The 18062-nt window shown below is 63.8% G+C and carries 15 protein-coding genes; 5 read left to right on the plus strand and 10 right to left on the minus strand.

Going from position 1 to position 18062, the window contains the following annotated elements:
• Window positions 1-321: 321 nt before the first annotated feature.
• Window positions 322-1215, minus strand: coding sequence for a LysR family transcriptional regulator (locus QM996_RS16740; RefSeq protein ID WP_500268407.1), 894 nt, complete (start codon window positions 1213-1215; stop codon window positions 322-324).
• A 113-nt stretch (window positions 1216-1328) separates the two neighbouring features.
• Between QM996_RS16740 and hglS the strand changes: the two genes are divergently transcribed.
• The 4 genes from hglS to QM996_RS16760 all read left to right on the plus strand — a co-directional run bounded on the left by hglS (window position 1329) and on the right by QM996_RS16760 (window position 7037).
• The gene (gene hglS, locus QM996_RS16745; protein WP_500268408.1) at window positions 1329-2729 is read left to right on the plus strand and encodes a VOC family protein; all 1401 of its coding nucleotides are present in this window, start codon (window positions 1329-1331) and stop codon (window positions 2727-2729) included.
• Between the two features lie 10 nt (window positions 2730-2739).
• A complete protein-coding gene (locus QM996_RS16750) occupies window positions 2740-4161 on the plus strand; it encodes an FAD-binding oxidoreductase (RefSeq protein ID WP_500268409.1) in 1422 nt (473 codons plus the stop codon).
• 86 nt (window positions 4162-4247) lie between these two features.
• Window positions 4248-5780 (plus strand): aldehyde dehydrogenase family protein, encoded by a 1533-nt coding sequence (gene amaB, locus QM996_RS16755; RefSeq protein WP_500268410.1) that lies wholly within the window; start codon window positions 4248-4250, stop codon window positions 5778-5780.
• Window positions 5781-5804: 24 nt separating this feature from the next.
• Entirely contained in the window at window positions 5805-7037 is a 1233-nt protein-coding gene (locus QM996_RS16760) for a pyridoxal phosphate-dependent aminotransferase (protein WP_500268411.1), read from the plus strand.
• 267 nt (window positions 7038-7304) lie between these two features.
• Here the strand turns inward: QM996_RS16760 and QM996_RS16765 are convergent, their stop codons facing one another.
• On the minus strand, window positions 7305-7853 hold the full coding sequence (locus tag QM996_RS16765) for a cupin domain-containing protein (protein WP_057255083.1): 549 nt from the start codon (window positions 7851-7853) through the stop codon (window positions 7305-7307).
• A 147-nt stretch (window positions 7854-8000) separates the two neighbouring features.
• Here QM996_RS16765 and aptA point away from each other — a divergent pair, with 147 nt between their 5' ends.
• Window positions 8001-9338: an aspartate aminotransferase family protein gene (gene aptA / locus QM996_RS16770; RefSeq protein ID WP_500268412.1), complete on the plus strand. Its 1338-nt coding sequence runs from the start codon at window positions 8001-8003 to the stop codon at window positions 9336-9338.
• A 111-nt stretch (window positions 9339-9449) separates the two neighbouring features.
• On the opposite strand, the gene QM996_RS16775 is transcribed toward aptA, so the two are convergent.
• The 8 genes from QM996_RS16775 to QM996_RS16810 all read right to left on the minus strand — a co-directional run bounded on the left by QM996_RS16775 (window position 9450) and on the right by QM996_RS16810 (window position 17979).
• Complete coding sequence (locus tag QM996_RS16775; protein ID WP_500268413.1) at window positions 9450-10715, minus strand: glycerate kinase type-2 family protein; 1266 nt, start codon at window positions 10713-10715, stop codon at window positions 9450-9452.
• Window positions 10716-10723: 8 nt separating this feature from the next.
• A complete protein-coding gene (locus QM996_RS16780; RefSeq protein WP_500268414.1) occupies window positions 10724-11041 on the minus strand; it encodes a Dabb family protein in 318 nt (105 codons plus the stop codon).
• Between the two features lie 7 nt (window positions 11042-11048).
• On the minus strand, window positions 11049-12704 hold the full coding sequence (locus QM996_RS16785; RefSeq protein WP_500268415.1) for a GMC family oxidoreductase: 1656 nt from the start codon (window positions 12702-12704) through the stop codon (window positions 11049-11051).
• Between the two features lie 101 nt (window positions 12705-12805).
• Complete coding sequence (locus tag QM996_RS16790) at window positions 12806-13585, minus strand: 3-ketoacyl-ACP reductase (protein ID WP_500268416.1); 780 nt, start codon at window positions 13583-13585, stop codon at window positions 12806-12808.
• Window positions 13582-15093 (minus strand): GMC family oxidoreductase, encoded by a 1512-nt coding sequence (locus tag QM996_RS16795; RefSeq protein ID WP_500268417.1) that lies wholly within the window; start codon window positions 15091-15093, stop codon window positions 13582-13584. The genes QM996_RS16790 and QM996_RS16795 overlap by 4 nt, the downstream gene beginning before the upstream one ends.
• A gap of 6 nt (window positions 15094-15099) precedes the next feature.
• Complete coding sequence (locus QM996_RS16800) at window positions 15100-16215, minus strand: ABC transporter ATP-binding protein (RefSeq protein ID WP_429814515.1); 1116 nt, start codon at window positions 16213-16215, stop codon at window positions 15100-15102.
• A 4-nt stretch (window positions 16216-16219) separates the two neighbouring features.
• Window positions 16220-17101 carry a carbohydrate ABC transporter permease gene (locus QM996_RS16805; RefSeq protein ID WP_500268418.1) on the minus strand — a complete coding sequence of 294 codons (882 nt, stop codon included), beginning with the start codon at window positions 17099-17101 and terminating at the stop codon, window positions 16220-16222.
• Window positions 17101-17979 carry a carbohydrate ABC transporter permease gene (locus tag QM996_RS16810; protein ID WP_429814510.1) on the minus strand — a complete coding sequence of 293 codons (879 nt, stop codon included), beginning with the start codon at window positions 17977-17979 and terminating at the stop codon, window positions 17101-17103. The genes QM996_RS16805 and QM996_RS16810 overlap by 1 nt, the downstream gene beginning before the upstream one ends.
• Between the last annotated feature and the right edge of the window lie 83 nt (window positions 17980-18062).

The following is an 18062-nucleotide window of genomic DNA, read 5'->3' on the forward strand; positions in this document are numbered from 1 at the left end:
GTGGGGAACTGGCGGTAACAGGCACCGCCCTCGACTGGGCATCGGAGATCGCAAAGCCGGCGGCGCATTGGTTTTCAAGGCCGCGTGATGCATGAAAATGGCATTTTTTAGCCGTGGTGCCAACAGCTTGCAAGGATTGCTCATATAAGTTTGGACGATTTGCGCACAGACGAATCAAGCCGAAACCGGCCGCTGCGGGCGCCCCCAATGGCACTTTGATACAGCTCTCTCAATTGCCCTCTTCTCAAGCTTCATCGCGGATGGCAGACGAGGCGAAACGTGAAGCGGCGAGGAAGGTTCCCTCGATTTAGAGAAAATCCGTCAGCCCACCTGCTCGGTAATCCACTCCCGGAAGGCCAGGCTGATCGGGTTTTCGAGCTTGCCCTCGGGCACGGCGAGATAATAGCTGTTTTCCGTCTTCATCGGCCGGTCGAGCACGATGCTGAGCGTGCCGGCGGCAATTTCCTGCTCGATCAGGTAGCGTGGCAGCAGCGCAAAACCGAGCCCCGCCGTCGCCGCTTCGATCACCATGGAGAACTGGTCGAAGCGGTTGCCGCGATAGGCGCCGCGGCCGTCCATGTCGTTCGCCTCGAACCATTGCGCCCAGAGCTTCGGGCGGGTGGCGAGGTGCAGCAACGGGCCGGCGACGAGATCCTCGGGAGTCTTGACCGGATGATCCGCCAGCAAGGCGGGGCTTGCAGCCGGCACGATGATCTCGCTGCAGAGGTAGCTGCAGGTGGCGCGCGCCCAAACCGGTTGGCCGTAGTGGATCGCAAGATCGAAGTTCTGTTCGTCGAAATCGAAAGGCGCGGAGCGGGAGGCGATGTTCAGCACCGTATCCGGATGGCGCTTGAGGAAATCGGGAAGACGCGGCACCAGCCAGCGGCTGCCGAAGGTTGGCAGCGAGGCGATCGACAGCGTCGAGTCCGCCCGGGCCGACGCCATGGCGCGCACCATCAGTTCCTCGGTCTGGTTGAGGAGACGGCGAACCTCGGGCAGGAACTTCTGGCCCGCATCCGACAGGATCACCCGCTGGCGCACGCGCTCGAACAGGAGCACGCCGAGCTGGTTTTCGAGATCCTTGATCTGCCGGCTGACAGCGCTTTGGGTGAGGTTCAGCTCGGCTGCGGCCTGCGTGAAGCTGCCGTGTCGCGCCGCGCATTCGAACGCCTGCAGCGTCGTCACGTCGGGAACCAGCCTGCGGCTTAACTTCATTCCAGCCTCGCATCAACATAGTCAGAAGCAACGCGATCAATGGCCAGTTCGATCGGATATGATCCGAAATGAGAATGACCTTGTCCTTCACCCATAGCGCGAGGCGAGCCCCAGTGAAAGAGAATAGTTTCGTATCCGCCGACGACATCCGTTCGGCCTTTTCCGCAGCCATGTCGGTCATGTACCGCGAAGAGGTGCCGGCCTACGGCACGCTGATGGAACTGGTCGCCAAGGTGAACGACGATACGCTCGCCGCCGACCCGCTGCTGAAGGAGCGCCTGGACGCCACGGATTCGCTCGACCGTATCTCCGAGGAACGCCACGGCGCGATCCGCTTGGGCACGCCGGCCGAGCTCGCAATGATGCGCCGCGTCTTCGCCGTCATGGGCATGTATCCGGTCGGCTACTACGACCTGTCGACCGCCGGCGTCCCCGTCCATTCGACCGCCTTCCGCCCGGTCGGCGAGGCCGCGCTGAAGCGCAACCCGTTCCGCGTCTTCACTTCGCTGCTGCGTCTCGACCTGATCGCCGACGAAGCGCTGCGCGCCGAAGCCGAGGTCATCCTCGCCGCGCGCCAGATCTTCACCACAGGCGCCGTGGAGCTCACGCAAAAGGCTGAGCGCGACGGCGGCCTCGACAAGGCCGACGCCGAACGTTTCGTCTCGGAAGTGCTCGAAACCTTCCGCTGGCATGACAAGGCCAATGTCAGCGCCGACATGTACAAGCGCCTGCATGACGCCCATCGCCTGATCGCCGACGTCGTCTCCTTCAAGGGCCCGCACATCAACCACCTGACGCCACGCACGCTCGACATCGACAAGGTGCAGGCGCAGATGCCGGAATACGCCATCGCCCCGAAGGCTGTCGTCGAAGGGCCGCCGACCCGCAGGTGCCCGATCCTCTTGCGCCAGACCTCGTTCAAGGCACTGGAAGAACCGGTCTCCTTCAGGGATGCTGACGGCACCTGGAAGGCCGGTTCGCACACCGCCCGCTTCGGCGAGATCGAACAGCGCGGCATTGCGCTGACCCCGAAGGGCCGCGCGCTCTACGACGAACTGCTCGACGCCTCGCGCAAGATCGTCCGCCCGGCGGCCGACGGCTCGAATGCCCGCGAATACGAAGCGGCACTCGCCAAGGCATTCGAACCGTTCCCCGATACCTGGGCAGGTATCCGCGAAGCCGGTCTCGGCTATTTCAGCTACTCTCTGACGGAGAAGGGCCGCAAGGCCGGTATCTCCCCGGCACGCGACATCGAAGCGCTGATCGCCGCCGGCCTCGTCCAGTTCGACGCCATCGTCTACGAAGACTTCCTGCCGGTCAGCGCCGCAGGCATCTTCCAGTCGAACCTCGGCGACGGCGCCCAGCAGGACTTCGTCGCCAGCCCGAACCAGAAGCGCTTCGAGAGCGACCTCGGTGCGACCGTGCTCAACGAGTTCGACCATTATGCCGGCATCGAGCAGGCATCGATCGAAAGCTGCATCAGGGCCTTGACCGGCGCGATCGCTGCGGAATGATGCTTGTCCGATGATCGACAAACGGCACATCGACGCGCTGAGTGACATCCTTGGAGACAAGGGTGTCGTCACGCGTCCTGAAGACCTGGAAGCCTACGAGACCGGCGCGCGCTACGATCGCGGCCGGACCTCACTCGTTCTGCGGCCGGCGACGACGGAGGAAGTCTCTGCTGCCGTTGCCTATTGCGTCACGAGCGGCATCGCTCTGATCCCGCAATCCGGCAACACCGGCCTCGTCTCCGGCTCGACCCCGGACCAGTCGGGTGATGAAGTTGTCCTCAGCCTTGACCGGCTGACCAAGCACTTCGATCTCGACCTCGACAACCGTTCGGTACGGCTCGATGCCGGCTTCCGGCTGTCCGATCTCAACCGGCGCCTGGAAGAGCACGGCCTGTTCTTCCCGATCGATCTCGGCGCCGACCCGCGCATCGGCGGCATGATCGCCACCAACACCGGCGGTTCACGCTTCCTGAAATACGGCGACGTGCGTCGCAATACTCTGGGCCTCAAGGTCGTGCTGGCGGACGAGGACGGCACCGTTCTCGACCTGCAAAGCGACCTGCGCAAGAACAACACCGGTGTCGACTGGAAACAGATCTTCTTCGGCACGTCGGGCGCCTTCGGCATCGTCACCGAATGCGTCCTGAACCTCGAGCGCCTGCCGCAGCAGACGGCAACGGCATTGCTGGTTCCGGCCAGCGGTGCCCATGTGATGCCGCTGCTCCGCGCCATGGAAGAGCGCCTCGGCGTCTATCTCTCGGCTTTCGAGGGCATGTCGAAGAACGCCGTGAAGGCGGCTTTTGCCCATGTGCCGTCGCTGAAGAACCCGTTCCAGGGCGGCAACGTTCCTGATTACGTCATCCTCGCCGAGATCAGCCGCACCTGGGCGCCGCGCGAGGGCGAACAGTCGCTCGACGCCGTGCTGGAATCGGCGCTGGCCGAGATCTGGGAAATGGAATCGGCGCCGCTCGCCGATGCTTTCGTCGGCCCACCGCACGAAGTCTGGGCGCTGCGCCACGCGCTTTCCGAAGGCGTCAAGCACTTGGGCAAGCTGATCGCCTTCGATGTCTCCTTCCGCAGGGGTGACATCATGGCCTTCTGCGACCATATGAAGGGCGAAATACCGGCGAAATTTCCTGACGTGACCGTCTGCGATTTCGGCCATATCGGCGACGGTGGCGTGCACTTCAACCTCGTCGTGCCGAAGGACAGCGACCTTCTCAAGGATGAGACCTTCGAACCGCGGCTTCGCGAATGGGTTTTCGCCGTCGCCGTCGAGGAGTATCACGGCAGCTTCAGCGCGGAACATGCGATCGGCCGCCGCAACCAGGCCTATTACGACTTTTATACACCAGACAAACTCAAGGACATGGCCGCAGGCCTGAAGACGCTCACCTCGCCGGGAAAGCTCGGCAGCGTGCGCTTTGGGTAGGCCAGAGCGGAATGAGGAAAAGTGTATGCGGTTTTCCGCCCGCATTCCGCTCAAACGAATGATCTAAGGAAAACGGGAGTCAGACCATGAATATCGCAACCAAGAAAGTCGACGTGACCAAGGAAGCCGCAGCGCTTCTCGAAAAGATGGGCGTCGCCAAGGAACTCTACACCGGCGGCGACATGCCGTCCTATAGCCCGGTCACCGGCGAGAAGATCGCCAGCCTCAAGACCGTTTCGGCCGTTGAAGCCGCTGCCAAGATCGAACAGGCCCATGAAGCCTTCAAGGCCTGGCGTCTCGTTCCGGCGCCGAAGCGCGGCGAACTGATCCGCCTGCTCGGCGAAGAACTGCGCGCCTTCAAGGCCGACCTCGGCCGCCTGGTTTCGATCGAAGCCGGCAAGATCACCTCCGAAGGCCTCGGCGAAGTGCAGGAAATGATCGACATCTGCGATTTCGCCGTCGGTCTCTCCCGCCAGCTCTACGGCCTGACGATCGCCACCGAGCGCCCCGGCCACCGCATGATGGAAACCTGGCATCCGCTCGGCGTCGTCGGCGTCATCTCCGCCTTCAACTTCCCGGTCGCCGTCTGGTCGTGGAACACTGCGCTGGCGCTCGTCTGCGGCAACTCGGTCGTCTGGAAGCCGTCGGAAAAGACCCCGCTCACCGCGCTTGCCTCGCAGGCGATCTTCGAGCGCGCGCTCGCCCGCTTCGGTGACGCTCCGGCAGGCCTGTCGCAGGTGCTGATCGGCGACCGCACCGTCGGTGAAGTCCTCGTCGACAACCCGAAGGTTCCGCTCGTTTCGGCCACCGGCTCCACCCGCATGGGCCGCGACGTCGGCCCGCGCCTCGCCAAGCGCTTCGCCCGCGCCATCCTCGAACTCGGCGGCAACAATGCCGGCATCGTCTGCCCCTCGGCCGACCTCGACATGGCTTTGCGCGCCATCGCCTTCGGCGCCATGGGCACCGCCGGCCAGCGCTGCACCACCATGCGTCGCCTCTTCGTGCACGAGAGCATCTACGACCAGCTCGTTCCGCGCCTGAAGAAGGCCTATGGCTCGGTATCGGTCGGCAACCCGCTGGAAACGACGGCCCTCGTCGGCCCGCTCGTCGACAAGGCGGCCTTCGACGGCATGCAGAAGGCGATCGGTGAAGCGAAGTCGCACGGCGGCACTGTCACCGGCGGCGAACGCGTCGACCTCGGCTATGACAACGGCTTCTACGTCAAGCCCGCGCTGGTCGAAATGCCGAAGCAGACTGGCCCGGTTCTCGAAGAAACCTTCGCGCCGATCCTCTACGTCATGAAGTACAGCGACTTCGACGCCGTTCTCGCCGACCACAATGCGGTCGCAGCCGGCCTGTCGTCCTCGATCTTCACCCGCGACATGCAGGAATCGGAACGCTTCCTCGCCGTCGACGGTTCGGATTGCGGTATCGCCAACGTCAACATCGGCACCTCGGGCGCCGAAATCGGCGGCGCCTTCGGCGGTGAGAAGGAAACCGGCGGCGGCCGCGAATCCGGTTCCGATTCGTGGAAGGCCTATATGCGTCGCGCCACCAACACGGTGAACTATTCGAAGGCTCTGCCGCTGGCGCAGGGCGTGTCGTTCGACATCGAATAATCGGCGCACCGGTAGGATTCGATCATGACCATCAATGCAACGGTCAAGGGGGCGGGCTTTCAGCCCGCCTCGCGGATCTCCTCGATCGGGGTGTCCGAAATCCTCAAGATCGGCGCCCGCGCGCAAGCCATGAAGCGCGAAGGCAAGCCGGTGATCATCCTCGGTGCGGGCGAGCCGGATTTCGACACGCCCGACACCGTCAAGGACGCCGCCTGCGAAGCGATCCGGCGCGGCGAAACGAAGTACACCGCGCTCGACGGCACGCCGGAACTGAAGAAGGCGATCCGCGAGAAGTTCCAGCGCGAGAACGGCCTTGCCTACGAGCAGGACGAGATCACGGTGGCGACCGGCGCCAAGCAGATCCTCTTCAACGCCATGATGGCGTCGATCAATCCCGGCGACGAAGTGATCATTCCGACGCCCTATTGGACCTCCTATTCGGATATCGTCCAGATCTGCGAAGGCAAGCCGGTTCTGATCCCCTGCGACGCCTCCTCCGGCTTCCGGCTGACCGCCGACAAGCTCGAAGCGGCCATCACGCCGAAGACGCGTTGGGTGCTCCTGAACTCGCCGTCGAACCCGTCCGGTGCCGCCTACAGCGCTGCCGACTACCGCCCGCTGCTCGACGTGCTCTTGAAGCATCCGCATGTCTGGCTGCTGGTCGACGACATGTACGAGCACATCGTCTATGACGGCTTCCGCTTCGTCACCCCGGCCCAGCTCGAGCCCCGCCTCAAGGACCGGACGCTCACGGTCAACGGCGTCTCCAAGGCCTATGCCATGACCGGCTGGCGCATCGGTTATGCCGGTGGCCCGCGCGATCTGATCAAGGCGATGGCCGTCGTCCAGAGCCAGGCGACCTCCTGCCCCTCCTCCGTCAGCCAGGCCGCTTCGGTTGCCGCGCTGACCGGTCCGCAGGAATTCCTGAAGGAACGCACGGCCAGCTTCCAGCGCCGCCGCGATCTCGTCGTCAACGGCCTCAACGCCATCGACGGCCTCGACTGCCGCGTCCCGGAAGGCGCCTTCTACACCTTCTCCGGCTGCGCCGGCATGCTCGGCAAGGTCACGCCCTCGGGCAAGAAGATCGAGACGGATGCGGACTTCTGCGCCTACCTGCTCGACGACGCCCATGTCGCCGTCGTTCCGGGCTCCGCCTTCGGTCTCTCGCCCTTCTTCCGCATCTCCTATGCGACCTCGGAAACGGAGCTGAAGGAAGCGCTGAAACGCATCGCCGACGCCTGCGCGCGGCTTTCGTAACGGGCTGATTGGCCCCTCACCCTGGCCCTCTCCCCGCAAGCGGGGCGAGGGGACGGTCGGACCGCCGTACCAACACTTTCTATCTCCAAGGACAGGTTTTCTGGTCGGCGCCGCTTCTCAAGAGTAGCTCCGCACCTCCACAGATTTTGAGAGGGATTGGGGAGCACGCCTCATGTCCCTTCTCCCCGTCAGAACGGGGAGAAGGTCGCGGCAGCGGGATGAGGAGCATTCTTCCACCTCACCGCTGCGATTCGGGCGGCCCCCGCCTCAAAACGTCGGCGGCGTACAAGCGCTGATGACCTCGCAGGGCACCGGCCCGACGCAGCGAAAGCGATGCGGTCGCCGGCTTTCGAAATAATAGGCATCCCCGGGCCCTAGGATCCGCCGCTCGTCATCGACGGTGACCTCGATGCGCCCCGAAAGCACGATTCCCCCCTCCTCGCCATCATGCACCAGCGGCACCTTTCCGGTGTCGGCGCCCGGCTGGTAGCATTCCTTCAGGATCTGCAGGCTGCGGCCGAAGAGGTTCTCGCCGATCTGGCGATAGGAAATCGGTCCCTTGCCGATCTCAACCAGTTCCTCCGCCGCATAGAACGCTTTGCGCGGCTTCTCCGGCTCGAAGGAGAAGAACTCGGCAAGCCCGATCGGAATGCCGTCGAGGATGCGCTTCAGTGCGCCGACGGAAGGGTTGGAGGCGTTCGATTCGATCAGCGAGATCGTCGAGTTGGTGACGCCGGCGCGCTTGGCGAGTTCGCGTTGCGACAGGTTGTGCATCAGCCTCAGATGGCGAAGCCGGTTTCCGATGTCGACGGTCATGGGCGCATGCCCCCTGTTCAGGTTGTTCGGTATAGCGCAAACACGCGATCTCGTATCTTTATAAATCAACGCTTTAACTGACAGCAGAAAAGGACTTGTTTGGCAAATCAAATCATGGCGTCAATCGCGCGACCTCAGGAGGATGCCATGAACCAGCACACCAAACCCAACGCCCCCGTTCTCGACAGCTATTGGATGCCCTTTACCGCCAACCGGCAGTTCAAGGCGGCACCCCGGCTGCTCGCCTCGGCCGAGGGCATGCACTACACCAGCACCGATGGACGCACGATCCTCGACGGTACCGCCGGGCTCTGGTGCGTCAACGCCGGCCACGGCCGCCGCCAGATCGCGGCTGCCGTCGAGCGCCAGCTTTCGACCATGGATTTCGCCCCCTCCTTCCAGATGGGTCATCCGATCGCCTTCGATTTTGCCGAACGCCTCGCCGAGATCGCGCCAGGCCCGGAAGGCCAGAAACTTGACCGCGTGTTCTTCACCGGCTCGGGTTCTGAATCGGTCGATACCGCACTGAAGATCGCGATCGCCTACCAGCGCGCCATCGGTCAGGGCACCCGCACGCGCCTCATCGGCCGCGAGCGTGGCTATCACGGCGTCGGCTTCGGCGGCATTTCGGTCGGCGGCATCCTCAACAACCGCCGCGTCTTCCCGCAGCTCCCGGGCTCCGACCATCTGCGCCATACCCATGACCTTGCCAAGAACGCCTTCGTCAAGGGCCAGCCGGAACATGGCGCCGAGCTTGCCGACGACCTCGAGCGGCTGGTCGCGCTGCACGGCGCCGAAACCATCGCCGCCTGCATCGTCGAACCGGTTGCCGGCTCGACCGGCGTGCTGATCCCGCCGAAGGGCTACCTCGAGCGGCTGCGCACCATCTGCGACAAGCACGGCATCCTCTTGATCTTCGATGAAGTCATTACCGGCTTCGGCCGCCTCGGTGCGCCCTTTGCTACGGACTTCTTCGGCGTCACGGCGGACCTGGTCACCACCGCCAAGGGGCTCACCAACGGCGCGATCCCGATGGGCGCGGTCTTTGCCAGCCGCAAGGTCCACGATGCGCTGATGCATGGCCCGGAAAACGCGATCGAGCTCTTCCACGGCTACACCTATTCCGGCCACCCGGCCGCCTGTGCCGCCGGCATCGCCACGCTCGACATCTACCGCGACGAGGGCCTGATGACCCGCGCCGTCGAGCTGCAGGACGCCTGGCACGACGCCATGCATTCGCTGAAGGGTCTGCCGCATGTCATCGACATCCGCACGATCGGCCTCATCGCCGGCATCGAACTGCAATCGCGTGATGGCGCGATCGGCGCCCGCGCCTATGACGTCTTCGTCGATTGCTTCGAGAAGGGCCTGCTGATCCGCGTCACCGGCGACATCATCGCCTTCTCGCCGCCGCTGATCGCCGAAGAAGAGCATTTCGGCGAGATCGTCTCGACCCTCGGTGACGCGCTGAAGCACGCCAAGTAAGCAACATCAAAAGCGTCAAAAACAACGCCGCCGCCGAGGATCTCCGCGGCGGCGTTGCACTTTTAAGTACGGCTCAAGAATCCGGCTAACGTCTCTGCGTGAGCCGCCTTCTTAGCGGATCAGCAGCGCCCGGAAATCGTTGACATTCGTTCCGGTCGGCCCGGGGACGAAGAGGTCGCCGCTGGCGGCAAAGGCTGACCAGGCATCATGTCGGGCGAGATGCAGGCGCGGATCAATGCCCGCCGCCCGCATGCGGGTTATGCTCTCGCCATCGGCAAACGCCCCGGCATTGTCTTCCGAACCGTCGATGCCATCCGTATCCGCCGCAAGCGCGTCGATGCCCGTCATCCCCTCGATGTCGAGCGCCAGCGACAGCAGCAATTCGCTGTTGCGGCCGCCCTTGCCGTAGTCCTTACCTGAGATCGTCACCGTCGTTTCGCCGCCGGAAAGCAGAACCACCGGCTTGTCGAAGGGGCGATTCCGGAGCGCTACCTCGCGCGCCAGCGCCGCATGCATGCGGCCGATGTCGCGGGCCTCGCCTTCGACGGCATCGGAGAGGATACGCGCTTCGATGCCGAGTTCCCGCGCCTTGGCGGCGGCCGCCTCCAGCGACACGCTGGCCGAAGCGATGACATGGCAACGATGCCCGGCGAATCGGGGATCATCCGGATCGGGCGCTGCGGCCGCTTCCGAACGCAGATGCGCCATCACTCCATCGGGGAGCTGCATCCGGTAGCGGGTGATGATGTCGAGCGCCTCTTCCGCGGTGCTGCGGTCCGGAACGGTCGGGCCGGAGGCGACGAAGGCCGGGTTGTCGCCGGGCACGTCGGAGACCACGAGGCTGACGACGCGAGCCGGGAAAGCCACTGCGGCAAGCCGCCCACCCTTGATCCGCGACACGTGTTTGCGCACGACGTTCATCGCCGAGATCGGCGCGCCCGAGGCGAGCAGCGCCCTGTTGACGGCGATCTCATCGGCAAGCGTCACCCCCCCGGGCGGCGCCGGCAGCAGCGCCGAGCCGCCGCCGGAGATCAAGGCGATGACAAGATCGTCGGCGGTCAGGCCCGCCACGGCCTTGAGCAAGGTATCCGATGCGACAAGTCCCGCCTCATCCGGCACCGGATGGGCCGATTGCAGCACCGTGATCCGCTCGCAATGCTCCACCGGCCCATGACGCGCCACCACGGTGCCACTACAGGGATGCTGCCAGAGCTTCTCGAAGGCCGCCGCCATCTGGCTGGCCGCCTTGCCAGCACCGACGACGACCGTCCGCCCCTTCGGCGGTTCGGGGAGATGCGCCTTGATCGCCTCATAGGGATCGGCGGCTCGAACGGCCGCCTCGAAAAGTCGAGTGAGGAAGGGGCGCGCTTCGATCATCGTCGGGCTCAAGCGGCGATTTCGAGGTCGTAGACGAAGATGCCGGCGACGCCGCCCTCGGCCGCCGCGACGATCTTGGCGCCGGTCTTGCGATGTTCCGGGTCTTCCAGATAGGTATCGCGCGCCACCGCATCGGTGAAGTCGATGATGAAGCCCAGGCCATGGCCCTTGTCCATGCCCACTTCCGGGCTGACATTGCCGCCGATATGGGCCGCCATGAATCCGGGCAGCCGCGATTTCAGCGCGACGATCTCGTCGAAGATCGCCACCTTTTCCTCCTTGGTGATTTCGGGGCGGAAGCGGATGAAGACACAATGGCGGATCATGGGGACCTCAACGGATCTCGGCGCGGGCGCGCGGGCGGCTGTCGTTGCGTTCGTGGGCGAAGATCGCTGGTGGCAGGGGCGGGCGCTCGCGGATGATGTCGGCGCCCTTTTCCCCCATCATGATCGTCGGTCCGTTGGTGTTGCAAGAGGGAACCCGCGGCATCACAGAGCTGTCGCAGACCCGAAGGCCCTCGAGCCCGCGCACCTTGAGGTCAAGCCCGACCACAGCCGAGGCATCCGTCCCCATCTTGCAGGTTCCAACCGGGTGGTGATCGGTCTTGGCGTTGGCGCAGCCATAATCGAAGAGCTGGGCGTCGGTCGCAACTGAATTGCCCGGCAGACGCTCCGCCAAGACGAACGGCTTGAGTGCTGCCTGCTGCATGATCTCGCGGGCAATCTTCAGGCCCTCGATCGACATCTTGCGGTCATGCGGATCCTCCCAGTAGTTGGGATCGATCAGCGGCGCTGCCGCCGGATCGGACGATGAAAGCCGCACGGTTCCGCACGAGCGCGGATGCAGATAGGCGGAGTTGAGCGTCACGCCGGCGTTCTTCAGTCTCTCCACGCCCGCCTCGATGCCGGACCCGAGACCCAGATGGAACTGGATATCGGGCGAGCGGGCTTCGGGATCGGCGTACCAGAAGCCGCCGGTCTCAAAGAGCGAGGAGGCCACCGGGCCGGAACGGAACAGCACATATTGCAGCCCAGCCCATAGCGTACGATGAAGTTTGGCCACGCCGTCATAGGTGTGGTCGCCGGTGCATTCGGAAATCACGAAGAGATCGAGGTGATCCTGCAGGTTGCCACCGACACCCGGCAGGTCGTGTTTCACCGAGACGCCCACCGATTTCAGGTGATCGGCCGGGCCGATGCCGGATTGCAAGAGCAGCTTTGGCGAACCGATGGCGCCGGAGGAAACGAGTACCTCGCGCTCGGCCCGGATGATCTCGCTGCCCTTGCTGGTGACGACTTCGACGCCGACGGCGCGTGTACCTTCGAGCACGATCCGCGCGACGCGCGCACCGGTCCGGACCGTCAGGTTGCGGCGATCCTTGATCGGCGAGAGATAGGCAAGCGAGGCGCTCGATCGGCGGCGATTGCGCTGGGTGAGCTGGTAGAAACCGACGCCCGCCTGCTGGCGGCCGTTGAAATCGTGGTTATAGGGAATGCCGAGTTCCTGGCCGGCGCGGATATAGGCGTCGCAGATCGGCAGCGCCGAGACCGGCATCGAAACTCCGAGCGGCCCGCCATAGGCATGGTAATCGTCGGCGAAACGCTGGTTGTCCTCGGCGCGCTTGAAATAGGGAAGCACGCTCCGATAGTCCCAGCCGCTGCAGCCGTCCTCCGACGCCCAGAGGTCGTAGTCGGCGGCATTGCCGCGGGTATAGAGCTGGGCATTGATCGACGAGCCGCCGCCGATCACCTTGGCCTGGGTGTAGCGCAGTACCCTGTCCTTCATGTGTTTTTGCGGCACCGTGTGCCAGCCCCAGCTCGCGACCCCCTTGGTCATCTTGGCAAAGCCCGCCGGCATGTGGAACAGCGGGTTCCAGTCGCCGCCGCCGGCCTCCAGCAGCAGGACACGAACCGAAGGATCCTCGGAGAGGCGATTGGCAAGAACGCAGCCGGCCGGACCGGCGCCGGTGATGATGTAGTCGTAGCTCATTCCCTGTCTTCCTCCGCCGCCGCAATTTGGAACGTTCCAAATTTTCGACGTGATAATTCCAAAACCTGCCCGCTTGCGAGCCTCAAAAGTCCTGCCTGTCCCTAGAGCCGGCCAATCGAAAGGCCGCCATCCGCCTGGATGACCGAGCCCGTTGCAAAGCCGAATTTGCCGCCGGCAAGCCCGGCCACCATGTTGCCGATGTCCTCCGGCTCACCCCAACGCCGCATCGGCACCAGCCCACCATCGATCAGGGCGTCGTATTTCGCCGAAACGCCCGCGGTCATATCGGAGCGGATGATGCCGGGCCGGACCTCGAACACCGAGATACCGGTATTGGCAAGCCGGAGCGCCAGCCCCTGGCTGAAGGCAGCAAGGCCGGCCTTGGTCATGCAATAGTCGAGCCGCTCCGGCGAACTCATCGTCGCCGAAACCGAGGTGATGTTGATGATCGACCGCGGCGTCACGTCGGCCGGATCGGTCAGCATCGACACCAGCACCGCCTGGGTGAAGAACACCGTGCCGCGCAGATTGGTGGCGACGATCGTGTCGAAGTTCTCCGGCAGCAGATCGAGGAAGTCTCCCCGGACCACCGAGGCGATGCCGGCATTGTTGACGAGGCAGCGGATCGGGCCGAGCTCGGCGCGAACCCGCTCGACGGTCGCGGCATGGCCGCTGACATCGGCGAGGTTCGCCTCAATGTAGATGGCCCGGCCGTGGCCGCTTGAAAGTTCCGAAAGCGTCTGGGCGGTCGTGGCATCTGCGGCACCGAGGCCTGTGATGGCGATGTCGAAACCTTCTCGGGCAAGCGCACGGGCAATGCCGAGACCGATGCCGCGGCGGCCGCCGGTGACGATGGCGACGGGACGCGTCGATGACGTCATGAGCGCAACTCCCTCGTGGCGATATGGTCGGCGACCCTGAGCGCCTGGGCGGCGACGGTCAACGCCGGATTGACGGCAGCGGATGTGGGCAGGAAGCCGGCGTCGACGACGAAGAGGTTCGGATGGTCGAAGGCGCGGCAATAGGCATCGAGCGGCGCGTCCTTCGGGTCCTTGCCGATCCGCACCGTGCCACACTGATGCGATGGCGTCCGCTTGTCGAAGGCCTGGGACAGCACGATCGGATAGCCGGCAGCCTTGAAGTGCGCGCGCATCTTCGCTTCGAGACCCGAAAGCGCTTCCATGTTCGAGCGCCGCCACTGCATGATGATGCCCTTGCCGTCGACCATGATGCGGCTTTCGGGATTCGGCAAGTCCTCCGTCATCATGTACCAATCCACCGCATGGCCGGCCATGAAGTCGAAGGCGAAGCGCGGCGCCCAGGTGCCAATTACTCGCGGCGCATTGGCCTTGAGGATATCGCCGTTGATCTTGCCGAGAAGCTGGACGTTGCCAAGCGGTAAGCCGTCCCGGCCGCCAGTCAGGTAATAATCGTTCAGCATCAACGTCTTCTGGTAGATGCTGTCATTGCGCCTGAACGGATTGATCGCCAGCATGGCACTGCAATTGTGGTTCATGAAGTTGCGGCCGACCTGGTCGGAAGCGTTGGCGAGCCCCTTGCCGTCGCCGGAGCGCAGCAGGATCGCGGCCGAGTTGATTGCGCCTGCCGACAGGATCACCAGCTTCGACGACAACTTCTTCTTCTCGCCCCTATGGGTGTAGTGGATCGCCTCGATCCGGCCGCCCGGGCCTGCCTCCAGCGTGTCGACATGGGCAGAGGTGATCAGCTCGATATTGGGGTCCTTCAGCGCGGAGGCAAGCGATGCGGTCTCGGCATCCCTCTTGCCTTCGCCGGTATTGGGAAAACCATCCCACGGCGTGCGCCCGCCGGCCAGCCACGTCTCGATGTCGACACCGAGCGGCAGCGTCGCCGGATTGAGCCCCTGCGCCTTCAGCTCGGCGCGAGCACGCGCAATGGCCGGCTCGTCCGGTACAGGTCCGTGAGGGTAAGGCGTGGTGTGGAACGGCTCCGTCGGATCCTCGCCCAATTCGCCGCGCACCTCGAACAATTGCTCGGCTTTGCCGTACCACGGCTCCAGCTCTTCGTAGGGAAAGGGCCAGGCCGGCGAAACGCCGCCGAGATGCTGCATCTCGGTGAAATCCTCGGCACGATAGCGCAGCAGCACCGCACCGAAGAGTTTGGAATTGCCGCCGACGAAATAGAAGTTTCCCGGATTGAACTCCGTACCGTCAGGCTCACGCCACATTTCCCGAGGCCGGAAATGGCCCTTGACGAAGATCGAGTTGTAGCTTCGCGCATCCGGAGTATCGGGCAGGCGTTCGCCCCGCTCGAGTATGGCGATGCGGGCACCGGAGCCGGCGAGCCCCGCCGCAATGGTGGAGCCGCCGATCCCCGAACCGATGATGACGATGTCCGGCTGCGTCTGCATCGTCGGTTACGCGATCCGCTGCTGGCTCTGCGGATCGAAGAACACCGCCTTGTCGAGGTTGAAGGCAAGGCGCGAGGTCTGGCCAGCCGCAATGCGGGCATCGGCTCTCAACCGGGCGACGATCTCCTTGCCGCCGAGACGGGTGACCGCAAAGGTATCGGAGCCGGCAGGCTCCACCACCTCGATCAGGCAATCGCCCTCGGCGACCACCTTGGCGTTGCGGTCGGCGCCGTCAGGATCGGTCAGTGCTTCCGGACGGATGCCGAAAACGACGTCCTTGCCGGCATAGGCCGACAGCGCGCCATTGGCGTGCGGCACCGCAAGCTTCAGCGGTTCGGAATTCGGACGCGCCAGCGCCACCGCGATATCGGAGCCGCTCTTTTCGATCCGCGCGGTCAGGAGGTTCATCGCCGGCGACCCCATGAAGTCGGCAACGAACATGTTGGCCGGGTTGTTGTAGATCTCGGCCGGTGTTCCGAACTGCTGCAGCACGCCATCCTTCAAGACGGCGATCTTCGTCGCCAGCGTCATCGCCTCGATCTGGTCGTGGGTGACGTAGACGATCGTCGTCTTCATGCGGTTATGCAGCCGTTTGATCTCCGTGCGCATGTCGACACGCAGCTTGGCATCGAGGTTCGAAAGCGGCTCGTCGAACAGGAAGACCTGCGGATTGCGCACCAGCGCCCGGCCCATGGCGACGCGCTGGCGCTGACCGCCGGAAAGCTGGCTCGGCTTGCGGTCGAGCAGATGGCCGATCTGCAGCATGTCCGCGACCTGCTTGATCGCCTTTTCGCGCTCCTCCTTCGGCACGCCGCGGATTTCCATGCCGAAGGCGATGTTTCCGGCGACCGTCATGTTCGGATAGAGCGCGTAGGACTGGAACACCATGGCGATGTCGCGCTTCGACGGATGCAGATCCGCGACCGAGCGGCCCTTGATGGCAATATCACCCGAGGTGATCGGCTCAAGCCCGGCAATGGTGTTGAGCAGGGTCGACTTGCCGCAGCCGGACGGGCCGACCAGCACGAGGAAGCCGCCCTCTTCGATTTCGAGGTTGATGTCCTTCAGGATCTCGAGCGAACCATAGGATTTGCGCAGGTTGGTGATTTTCAAGAAAGACATGAGCTTATCCTTTCACGGCGCCCGACATCAGACCGCGAACGAAGTAGCGGCCGGACACGATGTAGACGATGAGCGTTGGCAGGGCAGCGAGGATCGCGCCCGCGAAGTGAACGTTGTATTCCTTGACGCCTGTCGAGGACGAAACGAGGTTGTTGAGCGCGACCGTCATCGGCGTCGAATAGGGGCCGGAGAAGGAGGCGCCGAACAGGAAGTCGTTCCAGATGTTGGTGAACTGCCAGATGACCGAGACGACGATGATCGGACCCGAGGACGGCAAGAGGATGCGCCAGAAGATCTGGAAGAAGCTTGCGCCATCGATCTGCGCCGCGCGCACCAACTCGGTCGGGAAGGCCTCGTAGTAGTTGCGGAAATAGAGCGTCGTGAAGCCGATACCGTAAACCACATGCACCATGATCAGACCCCAGATCGACCCGGCGAGCCCGAGGATGCCGAGGATGCGCGCCATCGGGATCAGCACGATCTGGAACGGAATGAAGCAGGAGAGCAGCAGCATGCCGAAGAAGATGTTGGCACCGGGAAACCGCCACTTCGTCAAGACGTAGCCGTTCAGCGCACCGACGATCGTCGAGATCGCCACGGCCGGCACCACCATCAGGATCGAGTTGATGAAGAAGGGCTTGAGGCCGGTCGGCTGAACGCCGATCTGCGCCGTCGACCAGGCCGAGAGCCAGGGCTCGATGGTCCAGGTCTGCGGCAGGTTGAGCATGCCACCCTGGCGGATCTCGTCGAGCGGCTTCAGCGAGTTCACCACCATCACGTAGAGCGGCAGCAGCGAATAGAGCGCGAAGAAGATCAGCGCGGTGTAGATCAGCGCCCGGGTGAGGCGGTTGTGCGAGATGATGTTGTCTGGGCTCGGAGCGCTCATCAGCGTTTTGCTCCCCGGATTTCGGAATAGAGATAGGGCACGATGATCGAGAAGATCATCACCAGCATGATGATCGCCGAGGACGCGCCGATGCCCATCTGGTTGCGGGTGAAGGTGTAGGAATACATGAAGGTCGCCGGCAGCTCGGTCGCCTGGCCCGGGCCGCCGCCGGTCAAGGCGATGATCAGGTCATAGGCCTTGATCGCGAGATGGGCGAGGACCACGAAAGCCGAGAGGAATACGGGCCGCATCAGCGGAATGATGATCCGGCGATAGATCGTCGAGGTCTTGGCGCCGTCGATCTGCGCCGCCTTGATGATTTCGTTGTCGACACCGCGAAGGCCCGCCAGGAACATCGCCATGATGAAGCCGGTCGACTGCCAGACCGCGGCGATGACGACGCAGTAGATCGCGTAGTTGCGATCCTTGATCCAGTTGAAGGAGAAGCTCTCCCAGCCCCAGAGATGCATGGTGTTCTCAAGCCCGATGCCGGGATCGAGGAACCACTTCCAGGCGGTACCGGTGACGATGAAGGAAAGTGCCATCGGATAGAGGTAGATCGGCCTCAGAAAGCCTTCGGCGCGGATCTTCTGGTCGAGCAGGATCGCCAGTCCCAGGCCGAGCACGGAGCAGATGGCGATATAGAGCACGGCGAAGATCGCCAGGTTGCTCACCGCCCGCCACCAGTGCGGCAGCGCCCACAGTTTCGCATAGTTGCTTAAGCCCACGAAGTTGTAGGACGGCAGCATCTTGCTGTCTGTCATCGACAGAAAGCCGGTATAGGCGATGAAGCCGTAAACAAAGACGAGGACGATAAGGAAGCTCGGGGCAAGGACCAGCTTCGGCACCAGTTCCTGCAGTCGACTGCGGCTATCCATGAACGTTCACCACTTCTGGCGCTCGGCCGTCGGGAAGCCCCTGATTTCGGCACCTGCGCGAGGTTCTGGGTATCAGAGCGCCC

The organism is Sinorhizobium chiapasense (genome assembly GCF_045277575.1).
Lineage (GTDB): Bacteria > Pseudomonadota > Alphaproteobacteria > Rhizobiales > Rhizobiaceae > Ensifer > Ensifer chiapasense_A.